Below are 18,142 nucleotides of genomic sequence, written 5' to 3'. Positions count from 1 at the left end.
CAGAGAGGCTCGAATGAAACGGTTGGCCGTCCTGCCCCTCCTCCTGATCATCACGTTCTTCTTACCCATCCAGAACGCCCTGGCCGACACGAACGTGGCCACGACCGCGACCCCGTCCGCCTCCTACACCTCCTCGTGGGAGAGCGTGGCGGCCATCAACGACGGCATCGACCCGCCCAGCTCGAACGACACCGTCAACAAGCGCTGGGGCACCTGGCCGAACACCGGCGCCCAGTGGGCCGAGCTCACCTGGTCCTCGGCCCAGAACCTCAAGGGCGCCGACGTGTACTTCTTCGACGACGGCGGCGGCGTGCGCGTCCCCGCCTCCTGGAAGCTCCAGTACTGGACCGGCAGCGCCTACGCCGACATCTCCGCCTCGTACCCGATCGCCGTCAACGCCTACAACAAGGTGACCTTCACGCAGGTCAGCACCACGCGCCTGCGCGTCCAGCTGCAGAGCGGCGCGGGCTCGGTCGGCCTGCTGGAGGTCAAGGCGTGGACCGCCGACTCCGGCGGCGGCACCTCGAACTGGAACCCGCCCGCCAACCTGGTCACCCCGCTCAACGAGGTCTGGCAGCACGTCGAGAGCACGTACCCCAACCTGTACGGCTTCCGCAACTACGGCTGGGACCAGATCATGGCCAACGGCGGCTCGATCAACTACTGCGTACGCTGGGACACCACAGCCACGGTGACGGCGGCGCAGCGTGACCAGATCCACGCGGCGCTGGCCCGCCAGTTCAAGAAGTGGATGGACGTCATGGCCGGCCACAACGGCTGGCCCTACGCGAACGTGCCGGTCAAGGTCGTGGGCTGGGCCGTACGCGACCGGGCGCAGCTGCAGTGGAGCGACAACTCCGTGGACATCTACGTCAACAACATCCGCGAGAACGCGCCCCAGTGCTCCGAGCCCTGCGGCCGGTTCTTCAACCAGAGCGGACAGTACCCCAACTGCCCGGGCGGCGCCTCGCACCACTACGACATGTCGCTCTGGCTGACCGCCGGGTTCGGCGGGGGAGCGGGGGGCGACTGGGGGCAGCGGATCGGCAGCGAGTATTACATGTCGAACCTCAACGCCGACAACATCCACATCCTGCTGCATGAGATGGGCCACTCGTTCGGCCTGGACGACTTCTACGACTGGACTCCGACGGGCCAGTGCTGCTTCCTGATGAAGGCGGGCAGCGCGGCGCAGATCACGGAGTTCGACAAGTGGATGTTCCGGGACTGGTGGCGGCACCTGAAGAGCCGCTACGGCCTCTGAGAAAAAGGGAGAGGGCGGCGGGGTCTCCGCCGCCCTCCTTCGTGCTAGCCGACGGTGAGCTTGTAGTCACGCGTGACGGGGGCGCTCAGCTTGTCGTAGTCCCTGAGCTGGACGGTGAACTCGTACGACCCGGCCTTGGCGGGCTTGCCGGTGATGGCTCCGGTGAACCGGTCGAGGGTGAGCCCCTCCGGCAGCGAGCCGCCGGTGACCTGCCAGTCGTAGAACGGGACGCCGCCCTTGGCCTGCAGCCGCTGCTCGTAGGCGGCCCCGACCGTCGCCGCCGGGACGGCGGAGGTCTCGATCGAGGGCTTGAGGAACGGCGTGAGCTTGCGGTTGAGCTTCCAGCCGGCGTTCTCCGCGATCAGCAGCGACAGCTTGGTCAGCTCCCACCTGCGGGTCGGGAAGACGTGCCGCCAGCCGCCGCTCTGCCCGCTGATCCGGTCCCAGTACGGGTCGTCGCCGGGCACGTGGTAGCTGGTGTCGAGCGGGACGGGGTAGCCCTGGTAGTCGATGACCTCCTGGTCGTCCTTGCCCTTGGAGGCCACGTAGTCGGCCATGCCCTGCCAGTCGCTGTGGAAGGCGACCGCGTGGCCGTACTCGTGCATGACCAGGCCCTGGACGTCGATCACCTGGCCGAGGTCGGTCTTCCACCAGTCCTCGTCCTTGAGCGAGGTGAACAGCTTCATCAGCTGCTCGTCGTACTCGAGGATCATGCTGGTCGAACGGTGGTAGGGGGTGGGCTTGCCGTTCTGGGTGTGGAACTTGCCGTTGATGGTGGGGTAGCCGGTCGAGTACGGGGTCTGGATGCCGCGGAAGAAGACGTACATGCCGTTGTACGGCTTGGCGTTGGAGACCTCGACCTCGTTCTGCCAGTCGTCGCCCGGCAGCCGGTTGACCTCGTCGCCCGCCGGGACGGTGTCGAACGGCTGCAGGTCGAAGAACGCGAACCAGTTGCGCACCGCGGCCTCGGCGGCCTTGCGGACGCCGGGGTCCTTGAAGTAGCCGGTGATGTCGTCGTAGCGGTAGTCGAAGTCGATGGGGATCGTCGGCTTGAGCGGGGTCTTCTCGTCCTGCTGCACCCGGATCGGCATGGTCTGGGTGCCGGTGGCGCCGCTCGCGTCCGTGGTCTTCATGATCCACCGGTGCAGCTCGTCCTGGCCGCCGCTCTGCTTGGAGTGGATGGCCAGCCGCACGACCTCGCGGTCGGCGGGGCCGGTGAGCGTGAACGACTTGGTCGCCCCGGCGGCCGTCAGCTCGCTCGGCATGTTGAACATCAGCCGGGACGTGCCCTTGGCCTGCAGGTCCACCTTCAGCGGGTACTGGATGCCGGGGACCTTGGGCGCGCGCACGGTCAGCTCGACGTAGGGGTTGGCGAGGTAGCCCTGCCAGTCCACGAGCTGGACGCCGTAGTCGTTGACCTTGCGGTAGAAGATGTCGAACACGTCCAGCGCGGGAGCGGGCTGGCGTGCGGCGAGGCTGGGCGAGGGGACCGACAGCGCGCCGGCCAGGGCGGCCAGCGCGCTGAAGATGGCGATCTTCCGCATTGAACCCTTCTAGGTGTTGGCCTTCACTTCGAGCAGTCCCACCGAGGCTTGGCCGCTCTGCAGGGCCACGCGCAGGCGGGTGGTGCTGATCGGGTTGAACGTGACCTTGTTGTAGGAGTTGATGGCGATCGGGTACGTGCCGGGGACGTCGGCGTAGGCGCTGCCGGTCCAGTACTGGAGCTTCCAGGAGGCGGGCAGGCGCACGCCGTCGGCGTCGTCGAAGAAGTAGACGTCGGCGGACTTGAGGGTCTGGGCGGACGGCCAGGTGAGCTCGGCCCACTGGCTGCCGGTGTTCGGCCAGGTGCCCCAGCGCTTGTTGACCGTGTCGTTCGAGCTGGGCGGGTCGATGCCGTCGTTGATGGCCGCCACGCTCTCCCACGGGGAGGTGTAGGAGGCCGACGGGGTCGCGCTGCCGGCCACGTTGGTGGAGGTGCCGCCGCCGGTGCCGACCGTCAGCTGGAAGGTCCTGGTCTGCGGGGTGCTGAGCTTGTCGTAGTCACGCAGCTGCACGGTGAAGCTGGACGTCCCGGCCGTGGTGGGGGTGCCGCTGATGGCGCCGGTGAACCGGTCGAGGGTGAGCCCCGCGGGCAGGGAGCCGCCGGTGACCTGCCAGTCGTAGAACGGCACGCCGCCCTTGGCCTGGAGGGTCTGGCTGTAGGCCGTGCCCGGCGTGGCCGACGGCAGGGAGGTGGTGACGATGGACGGCGGCAGGAACGGGGTGAGGTTGCGGTTGAGCTTCCACCCGGCGTTCTCGGCGACCAGCAGCGCCAGCTTGGTCAGCATCCACCGGCGGGTGGGGAACATGTGGGTCCAGCCGCCGTTCTGGCCGCTGAGCCGGTCCCAGTACTTCTGGTCGCCGGGGATGTGGTAGCTGCTGTCCAGGGGGACGGGGTAGCCCTGGTAGGCGACGACGTCGGGGTCGTTGCCGCCCGAAGAGACGTAGGACCGCATGCCGGCCCAGTCGCTGTGGTAGGCGACGGCGTGGCCGTACTCGTGCATGACCAGGCCGTGCACGTCGAGCACCGAGCCCGCGATCTCCGTCTTGTACCAGTCCTCGTCGGCCAGGGAGGTGAACAGCTGCTTGCCGGCCTCGTCGTACTCGAAGATCATCGCGGTCGAGCGGTGCAGCGGGCCCGCGAGCTGCTGGCCGTTCCGGGTGCTGTACTTGCCGTTGGCGGCGGGGTAGCCGGTCGAGTACGGGGTCTGGATGCCGCGGAAGAACACGTACATGCCGTTGTAGGCGGCGTTGTTGGTGACGTTGATGTTGTTCTGCCAGTCGTTGCCCGGCAGGTGGTTGTTCTCCGCCCCTGCCGCCACGGTGTCGAACGGCTGCATGTCGAAGAACCTGAACCAGTCCTTCACCGCCTCCTCGGCGGCGTTGCGGAAGTTCGGCTCGTTGAAGTAGCCGGTGATGTTGTCGTAGCGGTAGTCGAAGTTGATGGGCAGGCTGGGCTGCAGCGCGGTCTTCTCGTCCTGCTGCACCCGGATCGGCATTTGCTGCTGGGTCGTCGTGCCGGAGCCGTCCCGGATGTTCAGCTTGAGCGTGTAACTTTCATCCTGGCCGGGGCCCCGCTTGGAGTGGATCGCGAGGCGGAACACCTTCTGGTCGCTCGCGCTCGCGAACGTCAGCGTCTTGGTGGCGCCGGTGGCGGTGAGCTGGCTGGGCAGGTCCATCATGAGCCTGGAGGTGCCCTCGGCCTTGAGGTCGATCGTGACGGGGTACTGGACGCCCGCCGGGGGTTTGACGGTGAGCTCGACGTAGGGGTTGGCCAGGTAGCCCTGCCAGTCGACGAGCTTGACGCCGTAGTCGTTGACGGTCCTGCCGAACATGTCGACGACCGTCGCGGTCGGCGCGGCGGCGTGCGCGGGCTGCGACACGCCGGTGAGTAAGGAGGCGAGTAAGGCGGCCGCCACGGTGATTCGCCTGGCGCCCCTGGCGGCTTTCGGGGCGCTGCGGCGTCCTCGGTCCATCCGGACTCCTTAAGGATGGGAATAGGTTTTCCCTGGCGCACAGTAAGGTGTTACACAGCACCGGTCAACCCCATCCGCCGCCCTTGCAGCGCCTTGCATCGCCCCCCGGCTACGGGGCGGCGCGGCGGGTGGACTCGCGCAGGACCAGGCTGGCCGGGACGATCGTGACGCCGCCGGTGACGGGCTTGCCCGCGATGACGTCCAGCAGGTGCCGGGCCGCCATCCGGCCGATCTCCCCGAGGTTCATGTCCACGGTGGTCAACGGCGGCCGGCACCCCAGCGCCATCGGCTCCCAGTTGTCGAACCCCACCAGCGCCACGTCCTCGGGCACCCGCCGCCCCCGCTCGCGCAGCGTCTCGGCCACCCCGCGGGCGATCTGGTCGCTCCCGCAGAAGATCGCGTCCACGTCGGGCGCGGCGTGCAGCAGCACGTCGGCGCCCTGCCGCCCCCACTCCTCGCTCCACTGCCCGTACAGGATCTCGCCCGCGGGCGACAGCCCGGCCGAGGCGAGGGCCGTGGTCAGGCCCTGGGCGCGCCGGCGCGCGGCCTGGAAGCGCTGCGGCCCGGTGACGTGGCCGATGCGGGTGCGGCCCGTCGCCATGAGGTGGCGGGCGGCCAGCGCCCCGCCGCCCTCGTCGTCCGGGATGATCGACACGTCGGAGTCGTCGGTCGACTGCGTCATCGCGTACACGACGGGAACGGGCAGGTCACGGCCGATGCCGGCCCGTGGCTCGGTGCGCCGCCCCGTGACGATGATGCCCTCGACACGCCTGGCCAGCAGGCGCTCGACGTAGTGCCGCTCCCTGATCGGGTCGTCGCGCGTGTCGCACATGAACACCGAGATTTGCCCCGCGCCGAGCGCGTCCTCGGCGCCCAGCATCACCGGGATGCTGAAGCGGCCGAAGCTGTCGCCCGTGACCAGGCCCACCGTGTACGTACGGCCCGCCAGCAGCCCCTGGGCCAGCGGGTTGGGCCGGAAGCCGAGCCGTTCGGCGGCGGCCAGCACCCGGTCGCGGGTCTCGTCGCGCATCCGCCCGCGGCCGTTGAGCGCCTTGGACGCGGTGCCGATCGACACGTCGGCCGCGGCCGCGACGTCCCTGATCGTGATGGTCTTCGCCGTCCCATCGGAAGGACTGGTCAACCGAGTCCCCTTTCGCGCACAAGCATCCGCTCTTGACCTGTGATGTATCACACCTTACCCTCCGTTTGAGAAAACCTATTCCCAAGGTTTTCTCAGCGAGGCCCCGAGGTTGAGGTTAGAGGAGCTCGATGCATCAGAGTCCTGTCGTTCCGTCCAGCCGGGCACTGTGGCGGCCGATCGGCATCAATGACGTCGTCATCACCGGCGGCCCGTTCGCGCGATGGCAGCGGATCAATCACGAGGCCAGCATCCCGCTGGGCCTGGAGCAGATGGAGCGGTCGGGCGTGCTGCCCAACCTCCGCCGCGCCGGCGGCGAGGGCGAAGGGCCCTTCCAGGGTTACCGCTTCCAGGACTCCGACCTCTACAAGCAGCTGGAGGCGATCGCGTGGGAGCACGTCCGCGCCCCTGAGCCAGGGTACGCCGAGTTCGCCGACCAGGCGGCGGCCGTGCTGAAGAAGGCCCAGCGGGACAACGGCTACGTCAACTCGCACTACCAGGTCGTCAAGCCGGACAAGATCTACGCCGAGCTCGAGTACAGCCACGAGATGTACTGCGCCGGCCACCTGTTCCAGGCGGCGGTGGCGGCCGCGCGCGCCGGGATCGGCGACGGGGTGGTCGAGGTCGCCAGGCGCTTCGCCGACCACCTGGTGGAGGAGTTCCTGACCGGCGGCAACGACGGCATCGACGGCCACGCCGAGGTCGAGACCGCGCTGGTCGAGCTGTACCGGCTGACGGGCGAGCGCGCGTATCTGGAGCTGGCGTCCAAGCTGATCGACAACCGCGGCAAGGGCCTCATCAAGGACAGCGGCATGGGCATGCTGTACGCCCAGGACCACCTGCCGGTCCGCGAGGCCGACACGGCGGTCGGGCACGCCGTGCGCCAGCTCTACCTGGAGGCCGGCGTCGTCGACGTCTACCTGGAGACCGGCGACGAGTCGCTGCTGGAGTGCTCACTGCGCCGCTGGGAGGACATGGTCGCCACCAAGACGTACATCACGGGCGGCCACGGCTCGCGCCACGACGGCGAGGCGTTCGGCGAGCGGTACGAGCTGCCGTCCGACCGCGCCTACAGCGAGAGCTGCGCCGCCATCGCGAGCATCCACTGGAACTGGCGGCTGCTCCTGGCCACCGGCCACGGCCGCCACGCCGACCTGATCGAGCGCACGCTCTACAACGCCTTCGCCGCCTCCACCTCGGCCGACGGCGTGCGCTTCTTCTACGTCAACCCGCTGCAGCGCCGCGCCGACCTCGTCGAGGACGCCTATCTCGGGCGGCGCAGGGAGTGGTTCGCGTGCGCCTGCTGCCCGCCGAACATCATGCGCCTGGTGGCCTCGCTCGGCTCCTACCTGGCCACGACCACCGACGCCGGCCTCCAGCTGCACCAGTACGTCCCCGGCACCGTGAACGGCCGGGTCCGGATCGAGACCGACTACCCGTGGGACGGGCTCGTCCGCATCACGATCGAGGACGAGGGCGAATGGGAGCTCGCGCTGCGCATCCCCGCCTGGAGCGAGAACACCACCATCGATGACAGCCCCGCCCAAGCCGCCGAAGACGGATATTTCCGTATCCGTCGCCAGTGGCGCCGGGGCGACACGGTCGAGCTCCGGCTCGACATGACGCCCAGGCTCGTCCACCCCCACCGCAGGATCGACGCGGTGCGGGGCAGCGTGGCCCTGGAGCGCGGACCGCTCGTCTACTGCTTCGAGCAGGCCGACCAGCCCGAGGGCGTCGAGGTGGACGACCTCGCCCTGAGCCCGCAGGCACCCCTGCGCCTCAAGCCCGTGGACGACCTCCCGGGCGTCGGGCGCACCGTACTGATCGAAACCGACGCCGTCGCCGTGGACCAGCCGCGCGGCGGATTGCCGTACACCACGAAACCCCTGGCGACCAGCACCAGCGTGACCGCGACCGCCGTCCCCTACTTCCAGTGGGACAACCGGGACGGCGGCCCGATGCGGGTCTGGATCCCCCTCGCGTAAGGAAAGACGCGGATGAGAAGACGCGACCTGTTGAAGCTGGGCGGGCTCGCCGCCCTCGGCACCGCGGCGGCTGCCTGCGGTGGCGGCTCGGGCTCCGGCTCGGGCGGCAAGAACGTGCAGCTCCAGTTCATGTACTGGGGCTCGACGTTCGAGAAGGCGGCCGTCGAGCGGATGCTCAAGCAGTACGAGCAGAAGCACGCGGGGGTGACGGTCAAGCCGCTCTACACGCCCGACGAGTACGACGTGAAGCTGAACACGCTCGTGGCCAGCAACCGGCTCCCGGACGCCGGGTACGTGCCGCTGGCGATGTCGTACCGGCTGGGCCAGCAGGGCAAGCTGGTCAACCTGTTCCCCTATTTGAAGAAATATCCGCAGCTGGCCGGATACCTGCCGGACGCGTACCTGTGGAGCGGCCAGGACAACCTGCACGGCGTCGCGACCGCGAACGAGATCGAGCTGCTGTGGTACAGCAAGTCCGCCGTCGCGGCCGCCGGGGTCACGCCGCCCGCCGACGCCGCCTCCGCGTGGACGTGGGACCAGCTCGTCGAGAACGCCTACAAGCTGACGATCGACCAGAACGGCAAGCACCCGGACGAGTCGGGCTTCGACCCCAAGCAGATCAAGCAGTTCGGCATCTCCAGCAGCATCACCTACGGCGCCGCCTGGTACGGGTTCCTGCGCAGCAACGGCGTCGACTTCGCCGACGAGACCGGCAAGAAGTGCCTGCTCGACACGCCCGAGGCGATCCAGGTGTTCCAGAACCTGCAGGACCTCATCTACAAGCACCGCGTCGCCCCCGGCCCGGGCCAGCTCGCCGCGACCGGCGACGACGTGCCCGGCACCAACATCCTGCTCAAGACCAAGCGGGTGGCGATGGTGGTGGACGGTCACTGGAGCCTGCTCGACATGAACGAGAGCAAGGTCGACTACGGCATCGGCGTGCTGCCCAAGTACAAGGAGCCGTTCACCTCCTCCCAGGTGGCGGGCGCCTCGGCGGTGTTCGCGGGGTCCAAGCACGAGCAGGAGGCGGTCGAGCTGTTCGCCTTCCACAACGACCCGCGCTACGTCGACCTGTTCGCCAAGGGCCTGTGGATGCCCCAGGAGAAGAAGTACTACGAGGACCAGGCGGCCATCGACTCCTGGACCAAGAACGAGCTCCACCCGCCGGAGTTCCGCACGGCCGTGGTGGACTACGCGCGCGACCACGGCGTCCCCGCGTTCGGCAACCGCGTCAAGAACATGTCCACCATCTCCAGCGACGTGCTCACCCCCGCCCTCCAGGAGCTCGAGACCGGCAAGCGCCCGGCCGCCGAGATCCTCAAGGCCGTCGCGCCGAAGATCTCCAGCATGCTCCAGGGCTGGCAGCACACCCAGGAGCTGTGATGCGCCGCCTCGAAACACGATGGGGCATCCTGATGGCGCTGCCCGCCATCCTCGGGTTCGTCATCTTCACGATCGGGCCCATGGTGGCCTCGGCGTTCTTCAGCCTGACCGACTGGACGATCGGCGCCAGCCCGAACTTCATCGGCCTGGACAACTACGCCACCATGGTCCAGGACGAGCTGTTCTGGAAGTCGCTGTCCACCACCACGTACTACACCCTCGGCGCGGTGCCGCTGGTGCTGATCGTCAGCTTCGCCGTGGCCATGCTGCTCAACCAGAAGGTGCGCGGCCTGGCCGTCTGGCGGACGATCTTCTACCTGCCCACGCTCGTCCCCGCCATCGCCAACGTCGTCCTGTGGATCTGGATCTTCAACCCGGACTTCGGCCTGCTGAACTCCCTGCTCCGGCAGGGCGGCCTGCCGGGCTCCCAGTGGATCTACGCCGAGTCGACCGCGGTGCCCTCGATGATCATCATGAGCACGTGGGGCTTCGGCAACACCATGGTGATCTTCCTGGCGGGGCTGCAGGGCGTGCCGAGGCACCTGTACGAGGCCGTCTCGATCGACGGCGGCGGCGCGTGGCGGCGCTTCTGGCACGTGACGCTGCCGATGATGACGCCGACCATCTTCTACAACCTGGTGGTCGGCGTGGTCGGCACCTTCCAGGTGTTCAACCAGGCGTACGTGATGACCGAGGGCGGCCCCAACCACGCCACGCTCTTCTACGTCTACTACCTGTTCCGCAAGGCGTTCACCGAGAGCGAGATGGGCTACGCCAGCGCCCTCGCCTGGACCCTGTTCATGATCATTATGGTGGTCACGTTCCTCATGTTCAGAAACGCCCGCCGCTGGGTCTACTACGAGATGGCAGGCGCGCGATGACCGCCCTGGCGACACCGGACCAGACCGCCGCGCGTGGCGTGGCCCCGACCCAGGGGCTGCGCAAACCGCGCAGGTACGGCCGGATCCTGCTCTACGTGGCGCTGGTGGCGGGGTCGATCCCGACCCTGCTGCCGTTCGTCTGGCTGGTGCGCAGCGCGCTCATGCAGGACGCGCAGATGTTCGTCTCGCCGCCCCAGTGGATCCCCTCGCCGTTCCAGTGGTCGAACTTCAGCGAGTCCCTCACCACCCAGCCGTTCGCCCGCTACTTCCTCAACACGGTGGTCATCGCCGTCATCAGCGTCCTGGGCACCGTGCTGACCTGCGCGGTGGCGGCCTTCAGCTTCTCCCGGCTGCGCTGGCGCGGGCGCAACATCGTGTTCGCGCTGCTGCTGAGCGGCGTGATGCTGCCGTACGCGGTGACGCTCATCCCGACGTTCGTCATGTGGCAGGAACTGGACCTGATCGACACCATCGCGCCGCTCACGGTCCCGAGCTGGTTCGCCGGGGCGGGCGGGGGAGTGTTCAACATCTTCCTGCTGCGGCAGTTCTTCCTGACGATCCCGTTCGAGCTGGACGAGGCCGCCTACATCGACGGGGCCTCGCCGTGGCGGGTGTTCTGGACGATCATCATGCCGCTGTCCAAACCCGCGATCATCGTGGTGACCATCTTCACGTTCATCGGCACCTGGAACGACTTCCTCGGGCCGCTGCTGTACCTGCAGAACGAGGAGAACTACACGCTGTCGCTGGGGCTGGCGTCGTTCCAGAGCATGTACATCACCCAGTGGGGCTACCTCATGGCGGCCTCGGCGGCCATCATCGCGCCGATCATCGCGCTGTTCTTCTTCATGCAGCGCTACTTCATCGAGGGGGTCACCCTGACCGGCATCAAGAACTAGGGACGCGCTTCAGGGCGGCGTACTCGGCGGCGGCCTGCGGGTCGGCCCTCAAGTGATCGCGGAGCAGGCGCTCGTTGCGGCTCTCCCACGTGTCGTCCGTCACCACGTGCAGGTGGTGGCTGCGGCGGCCAGCGGGGTCCTCGCGGCGGTAGAAGAGGCGTCCCGGCATGCCGGTCTCCTCGCGGCGGTAGCCGAGACCCTCCAGCGCCGCCTCCCGGTCCGTCACCGCCGCCAGCAGGCGCACCGAGGCCATCAGGTCGATGATCGGTTCGGCGGCGAGACCGGGAACGGCCGTGCTGCCCACATGCTCGATCTCCAGGAACACACCCGGAAGGCTCGCGGTCAGCTCCTCGCATGCCCGCTCCGCCCGCTCCGGCCAGTCCGGATCGTAATCGATCACGTCGATCGGCATCTCGCCATCCTCGTCCGCTCCGCTACCGACGCGTCCAGTGATCGCCCACGCGGTGGCGCCGCGTCACATCGCGCGCCCCCTCCAGCATGACGAGGGCGCGTGGGGAGCCGGGAAGGCGCTCGGCCAGCGCGTCCAGGACGGGGAGCAGCACGTGTGCCGGGATGCCGCGCGCCGTGAGGACTTCCGCCATCCAGCCCATGAAGGAGGAGAAGAGCTCGGGGTCGTCGACGTACAGGGCGGCCCTCAGGTAGTCGACGATGGACGCGACGTCCTCGACCGGGTGCCCGAGCCGGCTCTCGGCATAGGCCGGCGCCAGCTCGGGGACGCGCCGGGCCAGCTCTTCCGCGACGCCTCTCACCAGGTCCGGGGCGGACCCGGTGAGGGCGGCGTACTCGGGGCCGGCCAGGTGCGGCGGCGCGTCGGCGGGCCGGCCGGTCGCGGGCCGACGGGGCGGCGGCCCGCCGGCCAGCAGGTCGGCGGCGGCGCACGCGTCGGGAGCCCAGGCGTCGGCGCCGAGCAGCCGGGCATAGCGGCCGTCCGGGCCGAAGGCGGCGCCGCCGGCCAGCACCGGCGTGCCCACCGCCTGGCACGACGTGATCGCCGCGTGCGCGGCGGGCAGCCGGGGCGCGAGCGAGCCGGACAGCGCCACCGCGTCCGGGTTCGTCCGGTGCAGGTGGGCGACCAGGTGGGGCGCGGGCACCTGCGCGCCCAGGTAGTCGACGTGCCAGCCGCGCAGGCGCAGCACCTCGGCCAGCAGCCGCGCCGGGAACGCGTGCCACTCGCCGTGGACGCAGGCCACCGTGATGCGACCCCGGCCCGGCTCCGGACCGCGTCGCGCGGAGGGCTGATGGGCCAGCGTCGCGAGCACGCGCTCGTTGACGGCCGTGGCGGTGTGCTCCTGGGCGACCGTGATGCGGCCGGCCGCCCATTCCCGGCCGACGCGCGACTGCACCGCGGCGACGACGTCCAGCAGCAGGGTCTCCATCGGCATCCCGGCGTCGAGCGCGGCCAGCGCCGCGTCGGCGGCGGCGTACTCGTCCCCGGCCGTCGCCGCCGCCCACAACGTCTCGACGCGCTCCTCGACGTCGCGCGTCATGGCGGCGCCCGGTGAGACGGCGCGGGGTGAGACGGCTCGCGGTGGGACGGCTCGCGGGGCGCGGTGATGGCGACAACCGCCATGTCGTCGTGCTCACCGAGGCCGACCCACTGGCAGGCCAGCATCTGGACGCGGTCGGCCAGGGCTTCCGGGGGCATGCCGGCGCACTGCCGGAGCTGCTCGCACAGCCGCTCCTCGCCGAAGAACTCGTCACCGACCGGGCCGCCCCTGGCCTCGACGATGCCGTCGCTGTAGAGCAGGCACGTCTCGCCGGGCTCCAGCAGCACCGACTCGGTGACGCAGGTGATGTGCTCCACCAGGCCGATCAGCGTGCCGACGGCGTGGACCGGCTCCACGCGGCCGTCGTTGCGCAGGATCAGCGGCGGCGGGTGCCCGGCGCTGGTCAGCCGCACCGCGACCTGGTCCGCGCGGCGCTCGATCGAGGCCAGGACGAGCGTGACGAAGCTCGTCGGATCACCATGGGTGAGCAGCGCGCCGTTCAGCAGTTCGAGCACCCGGTGATGGTCGTCGGCCAGCGGCACCAGGGCGCGCAGGATGTTGCGGATCCTGCCGGTGAGCACGGCCGCCTCCAGGCCCTTGCCGGACACGTCGCCGAGCACCACCAGCGACTCCCGGCCGGAGCCGGCGACGGGATGCACGTCGTAGAAGTCGCCGCCGACGCGTTCGCTGTCGCCGGCGGTCCGGTAACGGGCCGCCAGCTCCACGCCCTCCAGCGGCGGCGCCACGGGCGGCAGCAACTCGGCCATCAGGGTCTCGGCGATGGCCGCCTGCTCGGCGTACAGCCGCGCGACCGAGATCGCCGCGCCCGCCCACGCGGTGAACAGCGGCGCGAACACCTTCTCGGCGTCCGAGAAACCGGCCCGAGGGGTACGGCGCAGCAGCACCAGCGCCCCCGTGGCCAGGCCATGGCCGGGCAGCGCGGTCACCGCGACGGAGCCCACCTCGCCGCCCTGGTGGCGCAGCACCCAGCCGGGCGTCTCGGCCGGCTCGATCCACCGGGTGGGCGCCGGGGGAAAGCCCTGCAGCGCCTCCCCGAGCCCCGGCACCGTACGGGGATCGACGGACGCGCGCTCGCGGGACACCTCACCCCGCTGATCGCAGGAGACGATCGCGTACTGGCGCGGGGCCAGCGGCATGACGACCAGCGCGGCGTCGGCGAGCCGCCGGACGGCCAGGCGCGCGGTCGCCTCCAGGCAATGCTCCAGGTTGAGCGAGGACAGCAGCTCGACGGACGCCTCCACCATGAACGCGGTCCACTCCCGCTCGGCGCGCAACTCCTCGACGACCCGCTGGTGATCGTCGACGTCGACCAGCCACCACGTGACACGGTCGCGGCCGGCATGGACGGGATGCGCTTCGAACACCGGCCCGCCGACCGGCCCGCGGGCCCGCTGATCGACGCGCTGATCGACCCGCTGATCGACATGGAGCCCGGCGCAGACCTCGTGATGGGCCCGTGACAGCCAGGCAGGGGCCACCCGCGCCAGCGGCACGCCTGCGGCCGCGCCGGCGAGAAGCAGCCGGGCCGCCTCGTTCGCCTGCTCGATGATGCCGGCGGTGTCGACCGTCAGCATCGGGTACGGCGCGTCTTCCCACACCATCCCGATCGTGCCTCGTCCCAGACCCCTCTCCAGACCCGTCACTCTACGTGCTGGGAGCCGTGGGCTTCGTCACGTCATATGGTTCTTTGCAGTATCTTTCACCCCCCACTGGCCTCAGTCGCGGGGGCGTACGGGTGTCAAGTCGCTCACGGCCGAGGCGAGAAGGGCGAGTTTGTCGGCGTCGTCGGTGCCGGGATCCGGGTGGAAGACGACGAGCGTCTGGCCTGACGCGCCGCCGACGCCCAGCCTCTCCCGGTGCAGCCGCAGGCCGCCGACCCGCGGATGGTCGATGTGCTTGACCGCCCCCTCGCACGCCTCCACGTCGTGGCGGGCCCAGAGGCGGCTGAAGAGGGGGCTGGCGAGGGAGAGCTCGATGAATCGGGGGTCTTCGGTGTCAGTGCCGACGGACTCGCGGAAGCCGGCGACCATGCCCACGGCGGCGCTCTCCCAGTCCGGATGGAGCGCCTGCTCGGCAGGGCCGAGGAACACGTCGCGCAGGCGGTTGGCTCCCGCCACGAGGCGCGGCGACAGCGCGGTGGCCAGGGCGTTGGCGGCGAGGACGTCGAAGTAGCGGCCCTCGACGTACACGGGCAGCGGGAGCCTGGCGACGAGCTGGGCGGCGCTGATGCCGGCGCCCCGGCGCAGGTGTGGGAGCTGACGTCCCGCCACGGCTGCATGATCACCATGCCGGTCGAGCTCGCCGGGTTACTGCTCAAGCTCGGCTGACCGTTCCAGGAGGGCGTCGACGGCCGGGTCGCCCGTGGGCGGGCCCAGGCGGGTGGGGGCGCCCGCCTCCAGGAGGGCCGCCACCGTGCCCGGGTAGTCGCCGTCCTCCGCGCGGTTGTTGCGCAGCCCCCACAGCGCGCAGTCCAGCGGGGTCGGGCCCTCCTCGTCGAAGGCGCGGTCGTCCAGATCGGCGCCGCGCTCGATCAGCAGCCGCACCGTCGCCGTGCGGCCGTGCATGGCGGCCTGGTCGAGCGGCGTGAAGTTGCTCCAGCCGCGCGTGTCCACCGCCATCCCGGCCTCCAGCAGGGCCCGCACCACGTCGGTGCGGCCCAGCAGGGCGAACTGGCCCAGGGCCCAGCCGTAGTCCCCGGCGTCCGGGTTGCCGAGGGCCGGCGGCGGCGCGGCGGGCAGGCGCGCCGACTCGCCCCGGGCCACCGCCAGCACGGCGGCGTCCACCGGGTCCAGGTCGGCCCTCGCGCCCCGCGAGGCCAGCAGCTCGTACGCCGCCAGATGGCCGCAGCGGGCGGCCAGCGCGAGGGGGCGGCGGCCGGCGTCCCAGCGGTCCCACGGCAGGTTCACGTCGGCGCCCGCGTCGAGGAGCATCGTCAGGATGGTGACGCCCCGGCCGCGGGCGACGGCGTGGTGCAGGGCGCGGCAGGCGTTGACGTCGGCGCCCCGGTCGAGGAACCAGCGCAGCCCCGCCGCGTCCTCGAAGTCCAGCTTGTGCGTCACCATGCGCTCGAAGCCGGGCCGGTGGAGGAGGTCGAGGAAGGCCGTGTCCGACTGCTCACAGGCGTGGTAGAAGGCGTCCTCGTCCGCGGGCGCGCCCCGCTCGACGAGGAGCCGGGCCAGGGCCAGGTCACCCCGCTCCACGGCGTCGGACAACGCCGTCCGCCTGCCGCCCTGCTCCAGGGTGTGGCTCCCGGGGTCGGCGCCCGCGTCCAGCAGGAGCCGGGCGCACTCGCGTACCCGCTCGGCGGGGGCGACGGCCCGCCGCAGCAGCACCAGCAGTGGCGGGAGGCCGCCGACCGGCTCGCGGGCCGGCAGGAACGGGGCCAGCGCGGCCGGATCGGCCAGGACGAGCGCCCGTTCGATGCCCTCCAGGGCGGCGACGCGCACGTGCTCGACCAGCTTCGGCCAGCTCGGGAAGCCGTACTCGCGGGCCAGCTCGAACTGCGCCCGGCTCAGCGGGACGCCCTGGGCGCGCTTGCGGTGTTTGGCCTGCTTGCGCAGATGCTCCAGCGAAGGGCGCTGGGGAAGATCGGACACGGCGAACCTCCGGCTGCCCGGGTCCGCGCGCTCGGGCCGAGGTCCGTCGACCAAAAGGGAGATGCCGCCGGTGGGATGGTCCCTTCCCCGCGGACTGGACGCGCCCGGCAACGCCCTCCCATCCTAGCGGGGGGCCGCGCCGAGGCACGACCCCCCGGGACGTCAGAGCGTGATCGGCACCCGCGCGCCCGTGCGGGCCGACTCCAGGGCCGCGGTGACCATGGCCAGGCTGCGGATGTTGTCGTGGCACTCGCCCTGCGGCGCCTGCCCCGTACGCAGCCCCGTCACGAACTCCTCCAGCCCCTCGGCCAGCCCCTGGAAGCGCCGCCGGCCGGGGTACGCGTCGGCCTCCGGCGGGTGCGGCCGCACCACGTGCCCCTCGGCCGCCTCCGCCGTCGGATCACCCTGGCCGTCCCAGCGCGCCGTCCCCCGGGGGCCGGCCGCCCGCCAGCTGCCCGTCCACGACGTCGCCTGGCCCGGCGCCGACCAGCTCCCGGCGAACGTGTAGCGCAGCCCGCCGGTCATCTCGAAGATCGCGGTCGCCGAGCACGCCCCCGGATACCACGTCCACGACGGCCGGAACGACTCGCAGTAGACGGACACGGGATCCGTCCCCGACACCGCCCGCGCCGCGTCGAACAGGTGGATCGCCATGTCCTGTAACAGCGGATGCTCCAGCGTCCCCAGGAACTCCGGCCCCCGGTAGGGCATGAAGAACTCCGAGGTCAGCACCCCCAGCGGCCCCAGGTCGGCCACCGTGCGCCGGAAGGCCACCAGGGTCTGCATGAAACGGCGGTTCTGGTTGACCGCGAACAGCCGCCCCGACTCGTCGGCCGCCCGGACCATGGAGCGGGCCTCGTCGAGGGTGACCGCCATGGGTTTCTCGCTCAGCACCGACACCCCGCGCCGCAGCGCCGTGACCGTCACGTCGTGGTGGGCCTGGGGGACGGTGCAGTTGACGATGAAGTCGGGCTCCTCGCCGTCGAGCACGGCGGTCAGCGAGGCGCTGACGGGCAGGTCGTCGAGGCCCAGCTCGGCGGCGGCGGCGCGGGCGCGCTCCGGCACCACGTCCACCCAGCCCACCAGCTCGGTGCCGGGGTGGGCGAGCAGCTCGGGCGCCCACTGGCCGCCGATGTAGCCGGCGCCGACCACCACGCCGCGCAGCGGCCGGTCCTCCTTGACGATGTCGAAGGTCACGCGGCCCCCTACCACTGGACGGGGGTGTGGGCGTTCTGCAGCGGCTCGCCCACCTCGCCCGCCGGCGCGGCCCACAGGACGGCGTTGGCCAGCACCCGCCGCACGCCGGGGTGGTGGTAGACGGGGTATTCCTGGTCGCCGGGGCTGAAGTAGAAGATCTTGCCCAGGCCCCTGCGGAAGCAGCAGCCGCTGCGGAACACCTCGCCGCCGCTGAAGTTGCTGATGAACACCAGCTCGTCGGGCTCCGGGATGCCGAACGGCTCGCCGTACGTCTCCTGCCGCTCGATGACCAGCGGACGGGGCACGCCCTGCGCGATCGGGTGGCCGGGCGCGACCGTCCAGACCAGCTCGCGCTCGCCGGCGTCACGCCAGTTGAGCGTGCAGGTGGAGCCCATCAGCGCACGGAAGATCTTGGAGTAGTGGGCCGAGTGCAGCACCAGCAGGCCCATGCCGCCCAGCACGCGCCGCCGCACGCGTTCGACGACCTTGTCGTCGACCTCCTCGTGCGCCATGTGGCCCCACCAGGTCAGCACGTCGGTGCCGGCCAGGACCGCGTCGGTCAGGCCGTGCTCGGGCTCGTCGAGCACGGCGGTACGCGTGGTCACGCGCTCGCCCAGCAGCTCGGTCAGCCCCTCGGCGATGGCTCCGTGCATGCCGTCGGGATAGATACGGCGTACCGCCTCCTCGCGCGGCTCGTGATAGTTCTCGCTCCAGACCGTGACGTTGACCGCCATGCGTTTCCTTCCTGGCCGTAC

The 18,142-nt window shown here is 70.6% G+C and carries 15 protein-coding genes; 5 read left to right on the top strand and 10 right to left on the bottom strand.

Features of this window, described 5'->3' with window-relative positions; translation table 11 throughout:
* Positions 1–13: 13 nt before the first annotated feature.
* A complete protein-coding gene (locus H4W80_RS60345; protein ID WP_225963297.1) occupies positions 14–1,264 on the top strand; it encodes a hypothetical protein in 1,251 nt (416 codons plus the stop codon).
* 44 nt (positions 1,265–1,308) lie between these two features.
* Here H4W80_RS60345 and H4W80_RS07080 read toward each other — a convergent pair whose 3' ends face one another.
* The 3 genes from H4W80_RS07080 to H4W80_RS07065 all read right to left on the bottom strand — a co-directional run bounded on the left by H4W80_RS07080 (position 1,309) and on the right by H4W80_RS07065 (position 5,920).
* A complete protein-coding gene (locus tag H4W80_RS07080) occupies positions 1,309–2,808 on the bottom strand; it encodes an Ig domain-containing protein (protein WP_192784327.1) in 1,500 nt (499 codons plus the stop codon).
* 9 nt (positions 2,809–2,817) lie between these two features.
* On the bottom strand, positions 2,818–4,779 hold the full coding sequence (locus H4W80_RS07070; RefSeq protein WP_225963296.1) for an Ig domain-containing protein: 1,962 nt from the start codon (positions 4,777–4,779) through the stop codon (positions 2,818–2,820).
* Between the two features lie 109 nt (positions 4,780–4,888).
* A complete protein-coding gene (locus H4W80_RS07065; protein WP_192784326.1) occupies positions 4,889–5,920 on the bottom strand; it encodes a LacI family DNA-binding transcriptional regulator in 1,032 nt (343 codons plus the stop codon).
* Between the two features lie 128 nt (positions 5,921–6,048).
* Between H4W80_RS07065 and H4W80_RS07060 the strand changes: the two genes are divergently transcribed.
* From H4W80_RS07060 to H4W80_RS07045, 4 genes are read left to right on the top strand one after another with little or no spacing between them, the layout of a single operon-like run.
* Positions 6,049–7,902: a glycoside hydrolase family 127 protein gene (locus H4W80_RS07060; RefSeq protein WP_192784325.1), complete on the top strand. Its 1,854-nt coding sequence runs from the start codon at positions 6,049–6,051 to the stop codon at positions 7,900–7,902.
* 12 nt (positions 7,903–7,914) lie between these two features.
* Positions 7,915–9,285: an extracellular solute-binding protein gene (locus H4W80_RS07055; RefSeq protein ID WP_192784324.1), complete on the top strand. Its 1,371-nt coding sequence runs from the start codon at positions 7,915–7,917 to the stop codon at positions 9,283–9,285.
* Positions 9,285–10,166: a carbohydrate ABC transporter permease gene (locus H4W80_RS07050; RefSeq protein ID WP_192784323.1), complete on the top strand. Its 882-nt coding sequence runs from the start codon at positions 9,285–9,287 to the stop codon at positions 10,164–10,166. Before H4W80_RS07055 ends, H4W80_RS07050 begins: the two co-directional genes overlap by 1 nt.
* Positions 10,163–11,065 carry a carbohydrate ABC transporter permease gene (locus tag H4W80_RS07045; protein WP_192784322.1) on the top strand — a complete coding sequence of 301 codons (903 nt, stop codon included), beginning with the start codon at positions 10,163–10,165 and terminating at the stop codon, positions 11,063–11,065. Before H4W80_RS07050 ends, H4W80_RS07045 begins: the two co-directional genes overlap by 4 nt.
* On the opposite strand, the gene H4W80_RS07040 is transcribed toward H4W80_RS07045, so the two are convergent.
* From H4W80_RS07040 to H4W80_RS07010, 7 genes are all read right to left on the bottom strand, one after another.
* The gene (locus tag H4W80_RS07040; RefSeq protein WP_192784321.1) at positions 11,055–11,477 is read right to left on the bottom strand and encodes a GrpB family protein; all 423 of its coding nucleotides are present in this window, start codon (positions 11,475–11,477) and stop codon (positions 11,055–11,057) included. The genes H4W80_RS07045 and H4W80_RS07040 overlap by 11 nt on opposite strands.
* A gap of 22 nt (positions 11,478–11,499) precedes the next feature.
* Complete coding sequence (locus H4W80_RS07035; RefSeq protein WP_192784320.1) at positions 11,500–12,573, bottom strand: cobalamin B12-binding domain-containing protein; 1,074 nt, start codon at positions 12,571–12,573, stop codon at positions 11,500–11,502.
* Positions 12,570–14,195 carry a PP2C family protein-serine/threonine phosphatase gene (locus H4W80_RS07030; protein WP_192784319.1) on the bottom strand — a complete coding sequence of 542 codons (1,626 nt, stop codon included), beginning with the start codon at positions 14,193–14,195 and terminating at the stop codon, positions 12,570–12,572. Before H4W80_RS07030 ends, H4W80_RS07035 begins: the two co-directional genes overlap by 4 nt.
* A gap of 114 nt (positions 14,196–14,309) precedes the next feature.
* Positions 14,310–14,864 (bottom strand): MmyB family transcriptional regulator, encoded by a 555-nt coding sequence (locus H4W80_RS07025; protein WP_318786737.1) that lies wholly within the window; start codon positions 14,862–14,864, stop codon positions 14,310–14,312.
* A gap of 36 nt (positions 14,865–14,900) precedes the next feature.
* Positions 14,901–16,190: an ankyrin repeat domain-containing protein gene (locus H4W80_RS63420; protein WP_318786736.1), complete on the bottom strand. Its 1,290-nt coding sequence runs from the start codon at positions 16,188–16,190 to the stop codon at positions 14,901–14,903.
* Between the two features lie 162 nt (positions 16,191–16,352).
* Positions 16,353–17,387 (bottom strand): Gfo/Idh/MocA family protein, encoded by a 1,035-nt coding sequence (locus H4W80_RS07015; RefSeq protein ID WP_192784318.1) that lies wholly within the window; start codon positions 17,385–17,387, stop codon positions 16,353–16,355.
* 8 nt (positions 17,388–17,395) lie between these two features.
* The gene (locus H4W80_RS07010) at positions 17,396–18,121 is read right to left on the bottom strand and encodes a ThuA domain-containing protein (RefSeq protein ID WP_192784317.1); all 726 of its coding nucleotides are present in this window, start codon (positions 18,119–18,121) and stop codon (positions 17,396–17,398) included.
* Between the last annotated feature and the right edge of the window lie 21 nt (positions 18,122–18,142).

Source organism: Nonomuraea angiospora (assembly GCF_014873145.1).
Taxonomy (GTDB): domain Bacteria; phylum Actinomycetota; class Actinomycetes; order Streptosporangiales; family Streptosporangiaceae; genus Nonomuraea; species Nonomuraea angiospora.
This window is presented reverse-complemented; position numbering and strand designations above follow the sequence as displayed.

What these genes read in the sequence shown, in the direction of transcription:
- H4W80_RS07035 (WP_192784320.1), bottom strand. Translation starts at nt 12,573, where the DNA reads ATGACGCGCGACGTCGAGGAGCGCGTCGAGACGTTGTGGGCGGCGGCG.
- H4W80_RS07010 (WP_192784317.1), bottom strand. Translation starts at nt 18,121, where the DNA reads ATGGCGGTCAACGTCACGGTCTGGAGCGAGAACTATCACGAGCCGCGC.
- H4W80_RS07030 (WP_192784319.1), bottom strand. Translation starts at nt 14,195, where the DNA reads ATGGTGTGGGAAGACGCGCCGTACCCGATGCTGACGGTCGACACCGCC.
- H4W80_RS07055 (WP_192784324.1), top strand. Translation starts at nt 7,915, where the DNA reads ATGAGAAGACGCGACCTGTTGAAGCTGGGCGGGCTCGCCGCCCTCGGC.
- H4W80_RS07040 (WP_192784321.1), bottom strand. Translation starts at nt 11,477, where the DNA reads ATGCCGATCGACGTGATCGATTACGATCCGGACTGGCCGGAGCGGGCG.
- H4W80_RS60345 (WP_225963297.1), top strand. Translation starts at nt 14, where the DNA reads ATGAAACGGTTGGCCGTCCTGCCCCTCCTCCTGATCATCACGTTCTTC.
- H4W80_RS07045 (WP_192784322.1), top strand. Translation starts at nt 10,163, where the DNA reads ATGACCGCCCTGGCGACACCGGACCAGACCGCCGCGCGTGGCGTGGCC.
- H4W80_RS07060 (WP_192784325.1), top strand. Translation starts at nt 6,049, where the DNA reads ATGCATCAGAGTCCTGTCGTTCCGTCCAGCCGGGCACTGTGGCGGCCG.
- H4W80_RS07050 (WP_192784323.1), top strand. Translation starts at nt 9,285, where the DNA reads ATGCGCCGCCTCGAAACACGATGGGGCATCCTGATGGCGCTGCCCGCC.
- H4W80_RS07080 (WP_192784327.1), bottom strand. Translation starts at nt 2,808, where the DNA reads ATGCGGAAGATCGCCATCTTCAGCGCGCTGGCCGCCCTGGCCGGCGCG.
- H4W80_RS07070 (WP_225963296.1), bottom strand. Translation starts at nt 4,779, where the DNA reads ATGGACCGAGGACGCCGCAGCGCCCCGAAAGCCGCCAGGGGCGCCAGG.